Annotated in this window: 17 protein-coding genes; 16 read left to right on the top strand and 1 reads right to left on the bottom strand. The window is 64.3% G+C overall.

Going from position 1 to position 19050, the window contains the following annotated elements; translation table 11 throughout:
• Positions 1-33 precede the first annotated feature (33 nt).
• The 12 genes from F3H95_RS17545 (at position 34) to F3H95_RS17490 (ending at position 13588) form a co-directional block, all read left to right on the top strand.
• Entirely contained in the window at positions 34-3165 is a 3132-nt protein-coding gene (locus F3H95_RS17545) for an SPOR domain-containing protein (protein WP_149746928.1), read from the top strand.
• Between the two features lie 168 nt (positions 3166-3333).
• Positions 3334-4332, top strand: coding sequence for a beta-N-acetylhexosaminidase (nagZ, locus tag F3H95_RS17540; protein WP_142881091.1), 999 nt, complete (start codon positions 3334-3336; stop codon positions 4330-4332).
• Positions 4333-4395: 63 nt separating this feature from the next.
• The gene (locus F3H95_RS17535) at positions 4396-5223 is read left to right on the top strand and encodes a ScpA family protein (protein ID WP_142881085.1); all 828 of its coding nucleotides are present in this window, start codon (positions 4396-4398) and stop codon (positions 5221-5223) included.
• A gap of 60 nt (positions 5224-5283) precedes the next feature.
• Complete coding sequence (scpB, locus tag F3H95_RS17530; RefSeq protein WP_244618057.1) at positions 5284-5946, top strand: SMC-Scp complex subunit ScpB; 663 nt, start codon at positions 5284-5286, stop codon at positions 5944-5946.
• 60 nt (positions 5947-6006) lie between these two features.
• Positions 6007-7110, top strand: a complete 1104-nt coding sequence (locus F3H95_RS17525; protein WP_149746927.1) for an ABC transporter ATP-binding protein — start codon at positions 6007-6009, stop codon at positions 7108-7110.
• A gap of 42 nt (positions 7111-7152) precedes the next feature.
• The gene (locus F3H95_RS17520) at positions 7153-7353 is read left to right on the top strand and encodes a twin-arginine translocase TatA/TatE family subunit (protein ID WP_142881082.1); all 201 of its coding nucleotides are present in this window, start codon (positions 7153-7155) and stop codon (positions 7351-7353) included.
• 51 nt (positions 7354-7404) lie between these two features.
• On the top strand, positions 7405-8232 hold the full coding sequence (tatB, locus tag F3H95_RS17515) for a Sec-independent protein translocase protein TatB (RefSeq protein ID WP_149746926.1): 828 nt from the start codon (positions 7405-7407) through the stop codon (positions 8230-8232).
• Positions 8229-9059 (top strand): twin-arginine translocase subunit TatC, encoded by an 831-nt coding sequence (gene tatC, locus F3H95_RS17510; protein WP_142881080.1) that lies wholly within the window; start codon positions 8229-8231, stop codon positions 9057-9059. Before tatB ends, tatC begins: the two co-directional genes overlap by 4 nt.
• Positions 9060-9154: 95 nt before the next feature.
• Positions 9155-10438, top strand: coding sequence for a serine--tRNA ligase (gene serS / locus F3H95_RS17505; RefSeq protein ID WP_149746925.1), 1284 nt, complete (start codon positions 9155-9157; stop codon positions 10436-10438).
• 7 nt (positions 10439-10445) lie between these two features.
• Positions 10446-11213, top strand: coding sequence for a 5'/3'-nucleotidase SurE (surE, locus tag F3H95_RS17500; RefSeq protein ID WP_149746924.1), 768 nt, complete (start codon positions 10446-10448; stop codon positions 11211-11213).
• Entirely contained in the window at positions 11210-11863 is a 654-nt protein-coding gene (locus F3H95_RS17495; protein ID WP_142881077.1) for a protein-L-isoaspartate(D-aspartate) O-methyltransferase, read from the top strand. The genes surE and F3H95_RS17495 overlap by 4 nt, the downstream gene beginning before the upstream one ends.
• 183 nt (positions 11864-12046) lie before the next feature.
• The gene (locus F3H95_RS17490) at positions 12047-13588 is read left to right on the top strand and encodes a peptidoglycan DD-metalloendopeptidase family protein (protein WP_149746966.1); all 1542 of its coding nucleotides are present in this window, start codon (positions 12047-12049) and stop codon (positions 13586-13588) included.
• 97 nt (positions 13589-13685) lie between these two features.
• On the opposite strand, the gene F3H95_RS17485 is transcribed toward F3H95_RS17490, so the two are convergent.
• Entirely contained in the window at positions 13686-14558 is an 873-nt protein-coding gene (locus F3H95_RS17485; RefSeq protein WP_149746923.1) for an ATP-binding protein, read from the bottom strand.
• Between the two features lie 200 nt (positions 14559-14758).
• Here F3H95_RS17485 and yajC point away from each other — a divergent pair, with 200 nt between their 5' ends.
• Genes yajC through F3H95_RS17465 form a run of 4 tightly spaced genes read left to right on the top strand, consistent with a single transcriptional unit; the run spans position 14759 to position 18994 of the window.
• Positions 14759-15112, top strand: coding sequence for a preprotein translocase subunit YajC (yajC, locus tag F3H95_RS17480; protein ID WP_142881075.1), 354 nt, complete (start codon positions 14759-14761; stop codon positions 15110-15112).
• A gap of 59 nt (positions 15113-15171) precedes the next feature.
• Entirely contained in the window at positions 15172-17733 is a 2562-nt protein-coding gene (gene secDF, locus F3H95_RS17475; RefSeq protein WP_149746922.1) for a protein translocase subunit SecDF, read from the top strand.
• A gap of 3 nt (positions 17734-17736) precedes the next feature.
• Complete coding sequence (locus tag F3H95_RS17470; protein ID WP_149746921.1) at positions 17737-18117, top strand: Mth938-like domain-containing protein; 381 nt, start codon at positions 17737-17739, stop codon at positions 18115-18117.
• Between the two features lie 25 nt (positions 18118-18142).
• Complete coding sequence (locus tag F3H95_RS17465; protein ID WP_149746920.1) at positions 18143-18994, top strand: phytoene/squalene synthase family protein; 852 nt, start codon at positions 18143-18145, stop codon at positions 18992-18994.
• Positions 18995-19050: the final 56 nt, after the last annotated feature.

The raw sequence follows: 19050 nt of genomic DNA, 5'->3' as shown, positions 1-19050 counted from the left end.
GCTTTTGTTAGCGTTAGGTGAGTGGACGAGGGAATGGCAGACAACAGCGTTGCACCTGGCCGTATGAGCGGACCGGACTTTTTTGCCGATGACGATCCGCTGGCGGAGCTTGCCCGCATCGCTGGGTATGACGAGCGGCCGGAGCCGCGTGGCTCGTCGCGTCGTGAGCCGGCCTTCAATCTCGAAGACGAACTTCTGCGGGAGTTCGAAAGCTACGATTCGCCAAGGCTCGATCCCGTCGGCGATTTTTCGCTGACGCCGGAGCCGGCCTTCGAGCCCAAAGGGCCTGTCGAGCCGGCCGTGCCGCTGCATGAGATGCGGCGCGTTGATGATCGCCGTGTGCCGCACCCCGCCGATCCCTTTGCCGAACCTGACCCGTTCGCGACCGGTTTTGCGGCACATCACGACGTTGCCCGTGTTGATGATCTGATCCGTGCTGACCGCGCTCCCGAGCCTGCTGCCCGACGGGATGTCGATGCGTCGCCTGTGTCGTCTGTCGATGTGCCGTCGTTCGATGCGCCTGATGCCTACGCTGCCTTCGGTTTCGGTCGCGACGATGCGGCTTTGACGCAGCGCTCTGCGCCGGCACCTGCCCTTGTCGAGCCCGAGCAATCGTCTGCGCGCCCCATCGCCGTGGCACCGGCACCCGCGATGGAGCCGGATTTCGAGCTGGACCTGATCTCGGAACTGGAAACGTCGCTTGCGCCCGTCTCCCCGGCGCTGGCCGGTCGCAAGACCCATACCCGCCCGCCGGCCAAGGCCTATGAGCCGGGCTTTCGCATGCCGCTGACCAATTTCGTGCGTGCCGCCGAGCCGGTGCGCGAACCGGTGGCAACGGCCGTGCGCGACACCCCCCTTGCTGCCGACCCCTTCGCGGACGCGGACCCCCTGACGGCGCGTCCCGAGCCGGTGCCGGCGCGCTCCCCGGCACGCATGCCGATGGAGGATACCTATCTTCCGGCCGCGGCGGAAAGCCGTGTTACGGCTGCCGAACCCGAACCCGAACTTGAGCTGGACGAGATCGAGATGCCGGATCTTCCGGCTGTCGCTGCACGCTTTTCGCCCCGGGACGAGGCACCGGTCGAGATCGAGCGTGATCTCCGCGCTCCTCCGCGTCCTGCGGCAGGTGCCGCCCAGCCGGTGCGCGAGGAGGTTTCGGCCGACCTGATGCATGATGCCGATTTCGAATTGAGTCTCGACGATCTCGACCTTGATCTCGATTTCTCCGACATTCTGCCTTTTGACGACCGCGCGTCCGCGACGGCCGCGGCCCAGCCGGCAGCAGATCGTGTTGCAGCCGTTGCAACCCCGCTCGACGCGCGCCCCGTGGCGCCGCGCGTAGATGAACCGGTTGCGCCGGTCGATGCCCGTCCCGCGCCTGCGGTTCACGCTCCGTCTGTCGCCACCGGCTCGGTCAGCGCATCCGCTGCTCGTGTGGTTGCGGCGCCCGCGCCGCGTCCAGCGCCCGAGGTGTCAACGCTCGGTCCTGCCATTCCGGCGTTCCTGATGAACTCCCGCTCGGCTGCGACCGTTGCCGAGCCCGAGCCCCGCAAGGCGGCGGGTGCAGAGGTGGAAGATGTACCCGCTGGCGCTGATCCCTTCGATCCGGCGCTGTTTGCCGAAACCGACGACGTGATCGAGACTGTTCCGGAACTCGATGTGCCGGATCTGACGCCGCACGAGCCGGAGCAGCAGGCGCCTGCCCATTCGGATTTCGATCTGCATCTCGATTCGGAGCTGGCGACGCTTATCGATCAGCCCGCGCGTCCGAAGAGCCATGAAGCGCCGCGCTCGCGGGCGACGGCAACCGTTGCCACGACCACGACCACGACCACGACCACGAGCCAGCCGGCTGCGGCCGTGGCTCCAGCACCGAAGCAGGAATTGTCCGGCCGCGAGTTCGAGGACTTCGAGCGCGCCCTCGAAGAGGATTTCCGCCGGGCGATGGCCCAGTCCATCCAGCCGGCGGCATCGGAGGACGACGAGGATGACGAGCCTTACGACGTCTATCCTGCAGACGCCCGCCGCCGCACGCCGCGCTGGCTTCTGCCGGCGTCGGCTGCCGGCCTTCTGGTGATCGTCGGCGTGTCCGGCTATGCCTGGTTTGCGAGCGATACCCGTAAGCTCGGGGGCGACGGTGCGCCCGTCATCATCGCCGCGGATACCGATGCGGTGAAGGTCGCGCCGGAAAATCCGGGCGGCAAAACCGTGCCGAACCAGGACAAGGCCGTCTATGACCGCGTTGCCAGCGGTGCCATGCACGATCCCAAGCAGTCTTCTCTGATCTCGTCCGAAGAGCAGCCGATGGATGTCGTGCAGAAGACCCTGATGCCCGACAATCTCCCGCTGCAGGGCGAGGAAGAGGCTGCCGATGCCGCGCCCGCCGCCACGGCGACGGCCGATACGCAGGATCCGCGCCTTCTGCCGCAGCAGCACGGCAAGCCCGGTGAGCAGGCTGGTGCCAATGGCGACCAGCTGGCCGTCATGCCGCGCCGCGTGAAGACCATGATCGTACGCCCGGACGGCACGCTCGTCGAGCAGGTGACCGACGTTCCCGCTCAGCCTGCTGCAGCAAAGACGGCAGCCGCATCGCATTCGACCGATCCGACAACGTCCGCATCTGTGCCGGCTATCGCGCAGCCGCAGCCCGGTGCTGCAACCGACATGGCGGGTGTTGACGTTGCCAAGACGACCACGTTGACCGGAACGGCTCAGGCACCGGCAGCTGCTCAGGCTCCGGCAGGCGTGCCGCAGCCCGGAATGCCGGTTCCGACGGCTCGTCCTTCCGTGCAGCCGGTCAATGTGGTGGCCTCCGTCAACGATCAGGCCGCCGCACGTCAGGCTGCTGCACCGCAGGCGCAGGCTGCCGTCGCACAGCCGGCTGCAACGCCCGCTGCTGCCTCGGCGGGAGTGCCTGGTGGCGGCTACTACATCCAGATCGCATCGCTGCCGAGCGAAGCGGATGCGCAGAAGTCCTACCGCAATCTGTCTTCCAAATATGCGAGCCTGCTGGGTGGGCGTGCGCATGACATCGCGCGCGCCGACGTGCCGGGCAAGGGCACCTTCTTCCGTGTTCGTGTGGCCGCCGGTGCGTCGCGCGACGAGGCGGCGGCGCTCTGCGAAAGCTATCGCGCAGCCGGTGGGACCTGCCTGATTGCCCGCTGATGGCCGCAGCGGCGTCAGAGGGAAGCTGCGAGAACGATATCGAAACGGGGCCCTGGTGCCCCGTTTTTCTTGAGCAAGAATGCGCGGATGATGAAGGGTCTCAGCCATCCGTCAGCCGTCGAGGGGAACAATAGAGCCATGAGCCAAGCCAACACCCAGTCCAAAGCCATGATCCTCGGCTGCGCCGGCCAGACGCTGAGCGCCGATGAAAAGGCGTTTTATCGCGACGAGCGGCCCTGGGGTTTCATCCTGTTTGCCCGCAATTGCGGGGAGCCGCAGCAGATCCGCGATCTCGTGGCGGACCTTCGCGACAGCGTTGGCCGGCCGGATGCCCCGGTGCTGATCGATCAGGAGGGCGGCCGCGTGCAGCGCATTCGCCCGCCGCATGTGGAGGCCTATCCGCCAGCCGCGCGTCTCGGCGAGATTTACGCTGCCGATCGCGGCGCCGGCCTTCGCGCTGCCTGGCTGATGTCGCGTCTGCATGCCTTCGACCTGACAAGACTCGGCATCACTATCGATTGCCTGCCGGTGCTGGATGTTCTGATCGAGGGCGCCACGCAGGCAATCGGCAACCGCTCCTACGGCAGCGATCCTGCCATGGTGACCGCACTCGGGACGGCGGCAGCGGAAGGGTTGAAGGCCGGCGGCATGCTGCCGGTCATGAAGCACATGCCCGGCCACGGCCGCGCCATGGCCGATTCGCATCACGACCTGCCGGTGGTCCACGCCAGCCGCGTCGAGCTGGAGGCACAGGATTTCGCGCCCTTCCGTGCCCTCCGCAGCGAGTTGATGGGCATGAGCGCGCATATTCTCTTCACCGCGATCGATGCAGAGCGGCCTGCCACCACTTCGCCGATCGTTATCAGTGAGATCATTCGAGGCCATATCGGCTTCGATGGGCTGCTGCTCTCCGACGACAGCTCGATGAATGCGCTGAAGGGCACGATCGGCGAGCGCGCGGCCGACATTCTGGCAGGCGGCTGCGATATTGTCTTGCATTGCAACGGGCTGATGGACGAAATGAAGGCTGTGGTGGAACGGGTACCGGTGCTGTCGGGCAGATCGCTGGAGCGGGCAAAGGCCGTGGAAGCGGCGTTTCCGACGCCCGACGCCACCAGCGAAGACGCGGCGCGCGCCGAATTCCGGGCTCTGATCGGCGGAGTCTGAGCCGCGCGGGCGGCAAGTGCTGACGGTGCCCGGACGGTGCGGTCGGCGAAGGTGGGGCGGAACATGGCCGGTGACATATCACAGTCTGCCACTCCAATGGACAGGCTCTGGCAGGACAGCGATGCGCGCGGCTCGACGGAGCCGGCGCTCGTCATCGATGTCGGTGGCTTCGAAGGCCCGCTCGATCTTCTTCTGCATCTGGCCCGCACGCAGAAGGTGGATCTGGCGCGTATTTCGGTGCTGGCGCTGGCTGAACAATATCTGCTGTTCGTCGAAAGCGCGCGCCGCGTGCGCATCGAACTTGCCGCCGATTATCTGGTGATGGCGGCCTGGCTCGCCTATCTGAAATCCAAGCTGCTGATTCCGCAGCAGGCACGGCAGGATGACGGGCCGACGGGCGAGGAAATGGCCGCGACGCTGGCCTTCCGCCTGAAACGCCTGGAAGCGATGCGCGAAGCAGCGACGCGGCTGATCAACCGCAACCGGCTCGGCCGCGACGTGTTTGCCCGCGGGGCGCCGGAGCACATTCCAGAACGCAACGGCGCAAGCTTCGAGGCCAATCTCTACGATCTCCTGCATGCCTATGCCAATCTGCGGCAGAGGCAGGCGGTGACACAGGTCACCATCGAGCGGCGCAAGGTGTGGTCGCTGGTGGAGGCACGCGAGCTGCTGACCACCATGCTGGGCGAGATCAGCGACTGGACGGCGCTGCAGCACTATCTTCTCGACTACATGCCGCCGGGTGACCGGGTAACGGCAACCGCGAGCGCCTTTGCCGCCTCGCTCGAACTGGTGCGGGAAGGCAAGCTGGAAATCCGGCAGGATGGGGTCTTCCAGCCGATCTACATGCGTCGCGGTCCGGGACGCCCCGGCGGCGCGACCGGCGAATAGGAGAGGGGCGTGCAGGTTTTCGAAGAGCAGGAGGATGCACCCGCCGAGGAGCGGGAGCCTGTGCGGACGGCGCTGGATCTTGAGGCGGAGCGCATCGCCGAGGCTTTGGTGTTCGCCTCCGCGGAGCCGGTGTCCGAAGCCTTCCTGCTGGAGCGCCTGCCACGCGGAACGGATGTGCGGACCGTGATGGCGCGGCTGGTACAGCTGTATGCCGGGCGGGGTGTCAATCTGGTCCGCGTCGAGGATCGCTGGGCTTTCCGCACCGCTGCGGATCTCTCCTTCGTCATCCGCCGTGACGAGACCGAGAGCAGGAAGCTGTCAAGAGCGGCGCTGGAGGTGCTGGCAATCATCGCCTACCACCAGCCGGTGACGCGCGCCGAGATCGAGGAGATCCGCGGCGTCCAGACCTCGCGCGGCACGCTGGACGTGCTGATGGAGGCTGGCTGGGTGCGCTTTCGCGGCCGTCGTCGCACGCCCGGCCGTCCGGTCACGCTCGGCACGACACCCCGCTTTCTCGATCATTTCGGCCTCGAAGAAATCCGCGACCTGCCGGGGCTGGAGGAATTGAAGGGAGCGGGACTGTTGTCCGGCCGCATCCCGCCGGACTTCCGCATTCCCGTGCCAATGTCGGCGGATGAGTTGTCCGAAGAGGAAGATCCGATCACCCAGCTGGATCTTGAGGAGCTTGGCCTCTTGACTCCCGGTGGTGGAGAAGAGGAATAGCACGTTCATCTTTAGAGAACGGCATCTTTCCCAGCATGGCATGACGAAGGCCAGAAGCTCATGAACGACATCGCGCCCGAAGGGCTGCCGACATCCCCGCGCCGCCCCGCCGGCGTGACATTTGCGGCCAGCCTCGCCTTCGAGAACATCCGCCACAGCTATCACGGCAAGGAAACGATCCGCGACATTTCGCTGGAGGCGCGTCCGGGCGAGGTGCTGTGCCTGCTCGGCCCGTCCGGTTCCGGCAAGACGACCCTGCTGCGGATTGCCGCCGGCATCGAGGCCCAGACTTCTGGCCGCGTGCTGATCGACGGTCGGGTGGTTGCCGGACCCGATCTGTTCGTGCCGCCGGAAAAGCGTGGCGTCGGGCTGATGTTCCAGGATTATGCGCTGTTTCCGCATCTGAGCGTCCTGGACAATGTCCGCTTCGGCCTCACCGCGATGCCGGCGAAGGCTGCCCATGCCGAGGCCATGGTGGCGCTGGAGCGGGTAGGGCTCTCGCATTATGCCGACAAATTTCCGCATGCGCTTTCGGGCGGGGAACAGCAGCGTGTGGCGCTTGCCCGTGCGCTTGCCCCGCGCCCCGGCGTTCTGCTGATGGACGAGCCGTTCAGCGGCCTCGACTCGCGCCTTAAGGATACGATCCGCGCTGACACCCTGGATGTGCTGCGCCAGTCGCGCGCAACGGCCATCGTCGTGACGCATGACGCGGAGGAGGCCATGCGCATGGGCGATCGGATCGCGCTTCTGAACCACGGCCGTCTGGTGCAGCTCGGCCGTTCGCAGGATCTCTATCGCCGTCCGCAATCGCTGTTTGCCGCGGGCTTCTTCTCCGAGATCAACCGTCTGCAGGGCAGGGTACGCCACGGCGCTGTGGCAACGCCGCTCGGGCGGGGCGATGCGTCCGGTCTGGCTGACGGTACGGTTGTGGATGTGGCGGTTCGCATCTCGCAGGTCATGGTCTCGGAATCGGCCGGTACCATCCGCGCCCGCATCCTGACCCGCCGCTTCCTGGGTGTCGTGGAACTGCTCACGCTTGCCGTGGACGGGCTGGATGAGCCGCTCAGGGCCCGCATTCGCGCCGACCAGCTGCCGGATGGTCTCACAGACGTGACCATAAAGGTTTCGGACGGCGATATTTTGGTGTTTGAAAAAGTGGACTAAACGTCTTACATCGGCAAGAACGCGCAATCATGGAGTGGAGTCATGGGTTCTTTTAGCATCTGGCACTGGCTGATCGTTCTGGTCATCGTGCTCATCTTCTTCGGGCGCGGCAAGATTCCAGACCTGATGGGCGATGTCGCCAAGGGTATCAAGAGCTTCAAGAAGGGCATGGCTGACGAGGACGAGACGCCGCCCGCGACAACGGCGAAGACCGTGGACCACAAGCCGGAAGAAACCAAGTAAGCATCCGGTGCCGCGCCCCGGTGGGGGCGCGTCTCCCGAGGAGCGTCATACATGCTGGACATCGGCTGGACCGAACTCTTAGTCATCGCGGTCGTCTTGATCGTTGTCGTCGGGCCGAAGGATCTGCCGCCGATGTTGCGTGCCTTCGGCAAAATGACGGCCAATCTGCGAAAAATGGCGGGTGACTTCCGCACGCAGTTCGACCAGGCCCTGCGCGAGGCCGACATGGACGATCTGCGCCAGACGATTTCGGACGCCCAGCGCTTCCACCCGGCCAATGCGCTGCGCGAGGCGATCAATCCGCTGCGCGAGATGGGCAACGAGATCCGCAACGATCTCCAGAAGGCGACGACGCTGCCATCCGCCGAAGCGACGGATGGGCAGGCGGCAGGAGAGAATGCTGCCGGAATCGAATCGCTGTTGCCAACCTCCGGGCTCTCGCTGCCGGAGACGCCACCGGCTGTTGCTCCGGTGCATGCTGCAGCGCCGCCTGCGCCTGCGCAGCCGGCCGCGGCGCAGGCTTCGACGCCGACCGCCTCTGTCGCTTCCGTGTCATCGGGGGCTGCTTCTGCGCCGTCTTCAATCACTGCGGCAGCTGCGGCGCCTGCAGCACCTGCGGCATCCTCTTCGCCTGCACAATCGGAACCGATATCTGCCGCACCGGTGAAGAAGCCGCGCGCCCCGCGCAAGCCGAAGGTGGAGGTCGCTGTCGTGGCCGAGCCGGTGCCGGCAGTAAAGTCTGCGGTCCGTCGCGCGCGGACTGCCAAGCCTGCCGTGACCGAAACCGCTTCGACCGCGCCGGTTGCGGAAACCGCTCATGCGGCCAAGCCCGCACCGCGTCCGCGCAAGAAGCCAGCCACGCCCAAGGATAATGCATGACCGGCGATATCGACGACAAGCCTCAGCCGCTCATCGAGCATCTGATGGAACTGCGCACGCGGCTCATCTGGTCGCTGGCCGCGTTCTTCGTGGCCTTCCTGGTGTGCTTCTTCTTCGCCAAGCAGCTCTTCAATCTGCTGGTCATTCCTTACAAATGGGCCGTCGTCTGGGCCGGTCTGGATGTGGCGAAGTCCGAACTGATCTACACCGCACCGCAGGAATTCTTCTTCACGCAGGTGAAGGTGGCGATGTTCGGCGCTCTGGTCATCGCCTTCCCGATCATCGCCTCGCAGCTCTACAAGTTCGTGGCGCCCGGTCTCTACAAGAACGAGCGTGCCGCCTTCCTGCCGTTCCTGATTGCGTCTCCCGTGCTGTTCCTGCTCGGGGCTGCTCTGGTCTATTTCTTCTTCACGCCGATGGTGATGTGGTTCTTCCTCGCCATGCAGCAGAAGCCCGGTGAAGGCGAGGTGGCGATCTCCCTGATGCCCAAGGTGTCGGAATACCTGTCGCTGATCATGACACTGGTCATGTCCTTTGGACTGGTGTTCCAGTTGCCCGTCGTGACGACGCTTCTTGCGCGCGTCGGGCTGCTCACCAGCACCTGGCTGGTGGAGAAGCGCAAGTTCGCCATCGTGCTGGCTTTCGTCGTGGCCGCCGTGCTGACCCCTCCGGATCCGATGTCCCAGATCGGTCTTGCACTGCCGACGATCCTTCTCTACGAGGTCTCCATCTACGCCGCTCGACTCGTGGAAAAGAAGCGCGCGAGTGAAACTGCGGCCGTCCAGGACGCCAGTTCATCCTCCGTCAGCACGTCCGACGAGGCGTAGCATCCGTTCCGGCAGAACGGGATATCTCGGCCGGAGCAAGATTTTTCGGCCGGGCTCATCCTCTCGGCCTCAACCGCAGGCGATCTGGAACGACGATGCTCGATATCAAGTGGATACGTGAGAACCCCGCGGCCCTCGACGAGGCGCTGAAGAAGCGCGGTGCAGAACCGCAGGCCGACGCCATCATTGCACTGGATGAAACGCGCCGCTCCGTCATCCAGACACTTCAGGACATGCAGTCCCGCCGCAATGCCGCCTCCAAGGAGATCGGCGCCGCCATGGCGCAGAAGAACCAGGAGCTTGCTGAAAAGCTGAAGGCCGAGGTGGCGAGCCTCAAGGACGAGATGCCGGTCCTCGAACAGAAGGAGCGTGAGGCGATCGCCGCGCTGGACGACGTTCTGTCGCGTATCCCGAACATTCCGCTCGATGACGTGCCGGTCGGCAAGGACGAACATGACAATGTTGTCGCCCGCGTTGTCGGTGAGAAGCCGCGCTGGAACCACCCAGCCAAGGAGCATTTCGACATCGGCGAAGCGCTCGGCATGATGGATTTCGACCGGGCGGCAAAGCTGTCCGGCTCGCGCTTCACGGTGCTGACGGGCCAGCTTGCAAAGCTGGAACGCGCCCTTGGCCAGTTCATGATCGACCTGCACACCACCGAACACGGCTATACGGAAGTATCCTCGCCGCTGATGGTGCGTGACGAGGCCATGTATGGCACCGGGCAGCTTCCGAAGTTCGCCGAAGACCTGTTCCGCACCACCGACGGCCGTTGGCTGATCCCGACGGCGGAAGTGACGCTGACCAATCTCGTCTCCCAGGAGATCCTGGAGCAGGAGCAACTGCCCCTGCGCTTCACCGCACTGACGCCGTCCTTCCGCTCGGAAGCCGGTTCCGCCGGTCGCGATACGCGCGGCATGCTGCGCCAGCACCAGTTCTGGAAGTGTGAGCTCGTCTCCATCACGGACGCGGAAAGCTCGGTTGCTGAACACGAACGCATGACGGCCTGTGCGGAAGAGGTGCTGAAGCGCCTCGGCCTGCATTTCCGCACCATGACGCTCTGCACCGGCGACATGGGATTCGGCGCGCGCAAGACCTATGACCTCGAGGTCTGGCTGCCGGGGCAGAATACCTACCGCGAAATCTCGTCCTGTTCGGTCTGCGGCGATTTCCAGGCACGGCGCATGAATGCGCGCTACCGCGTCAAGGACGAGAAGGCGCCGCGTTTCGTGCATACGCTGAACGGGTCCGGCACCGCCGTCGGTCGCTGCCTGATCGCCGTTCTCGAAAATTATCTGAACGAGGACGGTTCCGTGACCATCCCCGATGCGCTTCTGCCCTATATGGGAGGTCTGACGAAGATCGAACGGAGCGCGTGAGGGAACAATGCGGATCCTGCTCACCAACGATGATGGCATTCATGCCGAGGGGCTGGCGGTGCTCGAACGCATCGCCCGCACCCTCTCCGACGATGTGTGGATCGTTGCGCCGGAAACCGATCAGAGCGGTCTTGCCCATTCGCTGACGCTGTCGGAACCCTTGCGCCTGCGCGAGGTCGGCCACCGGCATTTTGCGGTGCGCGGCACGCCGACCGACTGCGTGATCATGGGCATCCGCCATGTGCTGGATCGCAAGCCCGACCTTATCCTGTCGGGCATCAATGCAGGCTCCAACATTGCCGACGACGTGACCTATTCCGGTACGATTGCAGGCGCCATCGAGGGCACCATCCAGGGTATCCGTTCGCTGGCGCTGAGCCAGGCCGTGCAGTACGAGGAAGGCAAGCGCAGCCTGCCCTGGGCAACGGTAGAGGTGCATGCACCGGATCTGATCCGCAAGCTGATCGCGCTCGAGCTGCCCGCGGGCACCTTCCTGAACCTCAACTTCCCGCCCTGCACCGTCGATGCGGTGACAGGGGTGACAGTGACGGCGCAGGGCAAGACGGATTTTGGCATCGTGGTCGATGAGCGGCAGGATGGGCGCGGCAATCCGTATTTCTGGCTGCGTTTCGGCAATCGTACCGGACAGTTTGCGCCCGGCACCGATATCCACGCCCTGCGCGACAACCGGATTTCCGTGACCCCGTTGAAGCTCGACCTGACGGATCACGCCATGCTGGCGGCCGTCGGACAGGCCTTGGGAGCAGGTGCTTGAAATCAGGCATGATCGAGAAGGAAGGGTTTGCTGCCCTGGTGCTTCGTTTGCGGGCCCAGGGCGTTACCGATCTCGACCTCCTGACGGCGATCGAACAGACGCCGCGCAGCCAGTTTGTGCCCCCGCAATTCGTCACGGATGCCTATTCAAGCCGAACCATTCCCATCGAATGTGGATCGTTCATGGAAGGGGCGGATCTCGCCGCGCGTCTTCTTGCGCAGTTGCATGTGAAACCAGGCCACCGGGTGCTCGACATCGGCACGGGCAGCGGCTTTACCGCCGCCGTGATGGGCCGCATCGCCGAGCGGGTGCTGTCGCTGGAGCGTTTTCGCACCCTGGTCAAGGCCGCGCAGGGACGCCTTGAAGCGCTCGGCATGCGCAATGTCATCATCCGTCAGGCCGATGGCAGCAACGGTCTGCAGGGGGAGGGGACCTTCGACCGCATTCTGGTGACCGCCGCCTTCGACGCCATTCCGCGATTCTATGCCGAACAACTCGTGCATGGCGGCTCGATGATTGCGCCGCTGATGACGGGCGAGGATCGCTGCATGATGATTCGGCTGACCAAGGTTGGCAGCCGATTCGAGCGCGAGGATCTGTTTCCGGCGCCCTATCTGCCGCTTGTGTCGCACATCGCGGTTCATCTGTGAGCGTGCCGCTGATGCTGATCACGAGTCATGGTTAGCAATTTGCCAAAAAAATGAAGCGCGCGGCAGCGCCTTAACCCAACGGTAAGACTAACGGTCTTTAATGGATCACGAAATAGGTCGTGTCAGTTGGGTCGAGTCATGCGTTTGAAGAGTTCGTCAATGATGAGAAGGTCGGTCACCCGGATGGCGGTGGCGGCTTTTCTGGCGAGTGCAGCAACGGGATGCAGTTCCGACGCCACTCGCTTCTCCGGTCTCTTTCCCGGAAGCGATAATATGACGACAGCCTCGATCCCGCAGAGGCAGGGATCCGGCGCCTACGGAACAGCCCCGGTTCCGAGCGGCGATGTCGGCGGCGATTCTCAAGGCTATTCGCAGGGTGGCGGCGGCTACGGCCAGCCTTATCCGCAGCAGGCTCAGGGTGGCTATGCGCCGGCCAGCGTGTCGCCGGCCCGCAGTTCGGCCGCGCCCATCCAGCGGGCAGCGCTTGCGCCTCCGGCGGGTGCCGTCAGTCAGTCCAGTCTTCCGCCGCTCGGTGAAGCGCCTGCCCGTCAGGAAGCGATGGCGCAGCCGATGCCGGCCACGTCTTCTCCCTCGCCGGTTGCCGCACGCCGGATGGCCGCGGCGAACGATGATGGTGCAGCAACCGGCGCCACTGGTCCCGGCTGGTCGACGACCAATGCGCCGCGCGTCAACCTGCGGCCGGGCGAAAATGCCAAGATCCTGTCCCAGCGCTATGGTGTGCCGGAAAAGGAAATCCTGAAGGCCAATGGCGGGGTGCTGACGCCCGGTCAGAATGTGATCATCCCGATCTATGCGGCCCGTTCCAATGCGGCCAAGGCCGCTGCAGCCTCCGGCGATCTCGCCAATGGCGGCGATGCGCCCGCACCGCTGCGTCCGCAGGGCGACAAGGTCGCCGTGCTGCCGGGTGCCGCTGCCGCGCGGGACAAGGCGCAGGCCGATTCGGCCGGCAAGTTGACACCGCCCTCCGGTGGTGAGCCCGTTCCGCCGAAGGGGGGCTCCTATGTCGTCAAGCCCGGCGATACGCTGAGCAAGATTGCCCGCGCCACCAATACGCCGATCGATCGTCTGAAAGCCGATAACAGCCTGGCTGACGGCCAGTTGCGGGTTGGCCAGACGCTGAAGGTGGCAGGTGCCCATGGCGAAGCCGTTCAGACAGCCTCGGTGCCGCATGCCACCGCAGCCGGTGCGAAGGCGCAGCCGGCCGTTGCCGCATCCTCGGAACAGACACCCGCCAAGGCGACCGAAAAGCCCGCCACCACGCAGACGGCGAGCCTCTCGGATGTGGAAAGCAAATCCGATGTCAGCACGCCGGCTCCCTCATCGACGGGCATCAGCAAGTATCGCTGGCCTGCCACGGGCGCCGTTATCGCCGCCTTCGGCGCCAATGTTGACGGCAACCGCAATGACGGCATCGACATTTCCGTTCCCGAGGGCACGCCGATCAAGGCTGCTGAAAACGGCGTCGTCATCTATGCCGGCAATGGCCTGAAGCAGCTCGGCAACACGGTTCTGGTGCGCCACGACGATGGCAAGGTGACGGTTTACGGTCATGCCGCCTCGATCAGCGTCTCGCGCGGTCAGAAGGTACAGCGTGGCCAGACGCTGGCGCTGTCCGGCATGAGCGGCGACGCCAAGCGTCCGCAGGTGCATTTCGAAGTGCGCAAGGATGCGACCCCGGTCAACCCGATGACGTTCCTCGAATAGTAGTGCGTATGGGGAATGCGAGAAAGCCCGGCATCGTCCGGGCTTTCGTCGTTGTGGCGATGGCTACTGCTGGGCCTGTCTTGCCACGGCGCGCTGCTCAACTGCGGGGCAGGGGTTTGCGCAGGCGTCCCGCCAGATCCTGGATATATTGCCAGGCGACGCGTCCGGAGCGGCCGCCGCGCGTCGTTGCCCATTCCAGCGCTTCATGATGCAGTTGTGCGCGGTCGAGATCGAGAGCGAAATGGTCGGCATAGCCGTCGATCATCGCCAGATAATCATCCTGATTGCACTTGTGGAAACCAAGCCACAGGCCGAAGCGGTCGGAGAGTGACACCTTCTCCTCGACGGCTTCCGACGGGTTGATCGCCGTCGATTGCTCGTTTTCGAGCATATGGCGCGGCAGCAGGTGGCGACGGTTGGAGGTGGCGTAGAACAGCACGTTGTCCGGCCGGCCTTCGATCCCGCCATCGAGCGCCGCCTTCAGCGACTTGTAGGCGGTATCGTCATGGTCGAAGGAGAGGTCGTCACAAAAGACGATGACCCGGTGGCCGGACGCTTTCAGAAGATCAAGCAGCGCGGGCAGAGTGGAAATATCCTCGCGGTGCACCTCGACCAGTTTCAGGCTGGCGCCGCTAGAAGCCTTCACATCGGCATGAACAGCCTTCACCAGCGATGACTTGCCCATGCCACGCGCGCCCCACAGCAGGACGTTGTTGGCTTCGAAGCCCTCGGCAAAGCGAAGCGTGTTTTCGTGCAGGATGTCACGCACATGATCCACGCCACGAATGAGCCGCAGCGCAACCCGGTTCGGCCGTGCAACCGGTTGCAGATAGCGGTTTGCGGGTGCCCAGACGAAGCAATCGGCGGCGTTCCAGTCGTTCACGGCCGGCGCCGGGCCCGCAAGTCTCTCCAGCGCATCGGCCAGCCGGCGAACTTCCATCAGCAGTTCTGCGGTTGCTTCCATGGACATCATCTCCTCCTTGGCGCGGCAAAAGCCCGTTTCCTGCCTTTTCGCTGCGGGTAGCATGGTGTTTTCCAGGCTGAAAGGGTAAGAGGCCTGAATTCGGTACGCCCCCGCCGCCGTTTCTGTTGCATTCACCCCGATCGCGACTATATTCCGGCGGCTTGAAGCGGGGGGTGCCTCCGTATCCGTCTATCCGGGAGTTCTCGATGTTCATTACTGAAGCATTCGCCCAGGCCAGCACTGGTGGTGCCGCCGGCGCCTCTCCGTTCGGCTCCGGCCTTGAAATGCTTTTCCTTTTCGCGCCGCTGATGGTGGTGTGGTACTTCTTCCTGATCCGCCCGCAGCGCCAGCAGATGAAGAAGCGCCAGGAAACCCTGTCGAACATCCGCCGCGGCGACCAGGTTGTTCTGGGCGGCGGCATTTCCGGCAAGGTCACCAAGGTCATCGACGACAACGAACTGGAAGTGGAAATCGCCGAAGGCGTGAAGATCCGCGCCATTCGCACCTACATCGCGGAAGTCCGCGTCAAGGGTGAGCCGGTCAAGACCGAAAACGCCTGATCCCTTTCGGCCAGTCGCTCGAGAGCGGCTGGCCCCGCACCCATCGATTCGAGACCGCTATGCTCTATTTTCCGCGCTGGAAGACGTTCCTGATCTGGCTTTCCATGCTGGGCAGCATCATCATCGCATTGCCCAATGCGCTGAGTGATGCGCAGCTGAAGAACTATCCGTCCTTCCTGCCGCATCACAAGATGACGCTCGGTCTCGACCTGCAGGGCGGCTCGTACATGATGCTCAAGATCGATCGCTCCGAGATCGTCAAGGAGCGTGTCGAGACCACCATCGGCGATATTCGCACGCGTCTGCGCGAAGCGGGAGTCCGCTATACCGGCCTCACTGGCAACGGCCAGCAGATCCAGGTTCGCATCACCGATCCCGCCCAGGTCGATGCCGCCCGCAAGGCGCTGAACGAACTGGTACAGCCGATCAGCACTGGCACGGTCATGGGCACCACGCTGCGCGAAGCGAGCCTCGATGAGCCGGAAACAGGTCTCCTGCGTCTGACGCTGACCGATGAGGGGATCAATTACCGCATGTCCTCGGCGCTCAGCCAGTCGACCGAGGTCGTGCGTCGGCGCGTTGATGAACTCGGCAATACCGAGCCGCTGATTACCCGCCAGGGCAATGACCGCATTGCCGTTCAGGTGCCGGGCCTTAACGATCCGCAGCGTCTGAAGAACCTCCTCAACAAGACGGCCAAGCTGACCTTCCACATGGTGGATACCAGCATGTCGCCGCAGGAGGCGGTCAATGGCCGCCCGCCGGCCGCTTCGCAGGTCCTCTATGGTGCCTCCGATCCGACCACGCCCTATCTCGTGGAGAAGCAGGCCCTGATCTCGGGTGAGAACCTGGTCGATGCGCAGGCAAGCTTCAATCAGCAGACCAACGAGCCTGTCGTCACCTTCCGCTTCGATTCCCGCGGCGCCCAGCGTTTTGCGCAGGCGACCCAGCAGAATGTCGGCCGTCCGTTTGCGATCGTGCTCGATGACAAGGTCATTTCCGCGCCGGTCATCCGCGAACCGATCGTCGGTGGTTCGGGTCAGATTTCCGGCAACTTCACGGTCCAGAGCGCCAACGACCTTGCGGTGCTGCTGCGCGCCGGCGCGCTGCCGGCCACGCTGACGGTGGTGGAAGAGCGTACTGTCGGCCCGAGCCTCGGTGCGGACTCGATCCGTGCCGGCGTGATTGCCGGCATCGTCGCATCGCTGCTCGTCATCGTCTTCATGCTGGTGTTCTACGGCTTCTTCGGCGTGCTGGCGATCATCGCGCTCACGGTCAACATCCTGATGACCATCGCGATCCTGACCGTGCTCGGATCGACGCTGACGCTTCCGGGTATTGCCGGCATCGTTCTCACCATCGGTATGGCCGTTGACTCCAACGTTCTGATCTATGAGCGCATCCGCGAAGAGGCCAAGAGCGGACGCTCGCTGATCCAGTCGATTGATCTCGGTTTCAACCGCGCCTTCGGCACCATCGTCGATGCGAACGTGACGGCGCTGATTGCTGCCGTCGTTCTCTTCTATCTCGGCACCGGCCCTGTGCGCGGCTTTGCCGTCACCCATGCGATCGGTATCGCCACCACGATCTTCACGGCCTATACCCTGACCAACTGGCTGTTTGCCGAGTGGATCAAGCTGCGCCGTCCCAAGCATCTGCCGAAGGGCATCCGCACCGGAATCTTCGACTTCAACGGCGTGAAGTTCATGGGCATCCGCCGCTGGACCTTCACGATTTCCGGTATCCTCGTTCTCGGTTCCATCGTCGGTTTCGGTGTCGGCGGCATGAACCTCGGCGTCGACTTCAAGGGCGGCTCGGTCATCGAACTGCGCGCCAAAGAGGGCGATGCCAACCTCGCCGATCTGCGCAGCCGTCTCGATGGTCTCGGCCTTGGCGAGGTGCAGGCACAGAATTTCGGCGAGGCCAACAGCGTTCTCGTGCGTATCGCGGCCCAGGGCGGTGGCGAGACGGCGGAACAGACAGCACTTGCCAAGGTGCGTGACGCGCTGGAGAAGGATTACGAGTTCCGTCGCGTGGAAGTGGTCGGTCCGGCCGTCTCTGGCGAACTCAGCCAGACCGCCACGATCGGTGTTCTCGGCGCGCTCATCGGCATCCTTGTCTATATCTGGTTCCGCTTCGAATGGCAGTTTGCCGTCGGTGCAATCCTCGCGACGATCCATGACGTGATCCTGACGCTCGGCATCTTCGTGGTCTCCGGCATCGAGTTCAACCTGACCAGCATCGCGGCGATCTTGACCGTGGTCGGCTACTCGCTGAACGATACGGTTGTCGTCTATGACCGCTTGCGCGAAAACATGCGCAAGTTCAAGAAGATGCCGCTTGCCGACCTGATCGACATGTCGATCAACGAAACCATGTCGCGCACGATCCTGACCATGGTGACGACACTGCTCGCCCTCATCGCGCTCTATCTGTTCGGCGGCGAGGTGATCCAGTCCTTCACCTTCGCCATGATCGCGGGCGTCGTCGTTGCGACATTCTCCTCGATCTACATCGCCGCGCCGATCCTGATCGCCTTCAACATGCGCCCCGAAAGCGGGGATGCATCCGCCGCCAAGGGGGCCAAGAAGGCCTCCGACGTCAGCGGTGCGAAGGTCTGATCGATGGTGGAACTGCCCGGTCCCGATGCGCATTTCCCCGGACGCGCGCCGATCGATGCCTATGGCAATGGCGGCTTTCGTTTCGCGGACATGTCGCATCGCGGCTCTCTGATCTGCCTGCCCGTGGGCATCTATGCCTGGGAGATGGCTGAGGGCGATCCGCTGACGGTGGATGCATTTTCGCGCGTGTTGTACGCTGAGGGCGTCGAGTTTCTGCTTGTGGGCACGGGCCGCGATCTGCGCCCGTTGCCGGCACCGCTGAAGGCGGCGTTCCGGGCGCGCGGAATTTCCTCGGACTCGATGGGAACCGGGGCGGCCATCCGCACGTACAACATCATGCTTGGCGAATCGCGGCCCGTGGCTGCGGCGCTCATCGCCGTCTGAACCGAATTTGCGCGGAGGGAAGGCCGTGACGGCTGCTGCCGGCGACCATTGGGACATCTGCCTCTCGACGCTGCGCGAGACGGACCGCGACCGCTATCTGGCCTGCCTCCTGTCTCCGGAGGACAAGCGGGGAGCGCTTGCGGCACTTTACGCTTTCAATGCCGAAATCGCCCGGATTCGCGACGTGGTGCAGCAGCCGCTGGCTGGCGAGATCCGGCTGCAATGGTGGCGCGATCTCCTTTCCGGCCAGGCGAGCGGCGATACAGGCGGCAATCCGCTGGCTGTTGCGCTGATGGAGACGGTGGAGCGTCATCGCCTGCCGCGCCAGAGCCTGACCGACATGATCGAGGCCCGCATCTTCGATCTTTATGACGATCCGATGCCGGACCGCAATGCGCTGGAGGGATATGCGGGTGAAATCGCCTCCGCCCTGATTCAACTGGCCGGTCTGGTGCTCGATGCCCCTGCCGCCATGCAGCAGGCGGAAACAGCCGGTCATGCCGGCGTCGCGCAGGCCGTTGCCGGCCTTCTTCTGCTGATGCCGCAGCACCGCCGCCGTGGCCAGGTCTATGTGCCGCAGGATATCCTGTCCGCAACCGGCCTCGACCGTGACGGTTTCCTGGATGACGCCCGCAAGGAGAATGTCGCACATGCAGTGGGTGCGCTTGCCGCGCTTGGGCTGGAGCACCTGGGTAAGGCGGCCAGGTCAGGCATGCCTTCCGTACTGGTTCCGGCCTTCCTGCCGGTCGCGATTGCCGCGCCTGTTCTGAAGCAGGCCGCACGGCGCCCGCAGGATGCGCTGGACGGCAAGCTGCAGTCGCCGCAATGGCGTCGCCAGCTCTCCATGCTCAAAATGATGGCGCTGAAGCGTTTTTGATGCCTGCAGGTGGCCGGGGCCGGCAATACGTCCGTCCTCAACTGATGGCACGCCTC

The sequence above is a fragment of the Rhizobium sp. RU35A genome, assembly GCF_900156005.1.
Taxonomy (GTDB): domain Bacteria; phylum Pseudomonadota; class Alphaproteobacteria; order Rhizobiales; family Rhizobiaceae; genus Neorhizobium; species Neorhizobium straminoryzae.
This window is presented reverse-complemented; position numbering and strand designations above follow the sequence as displayed.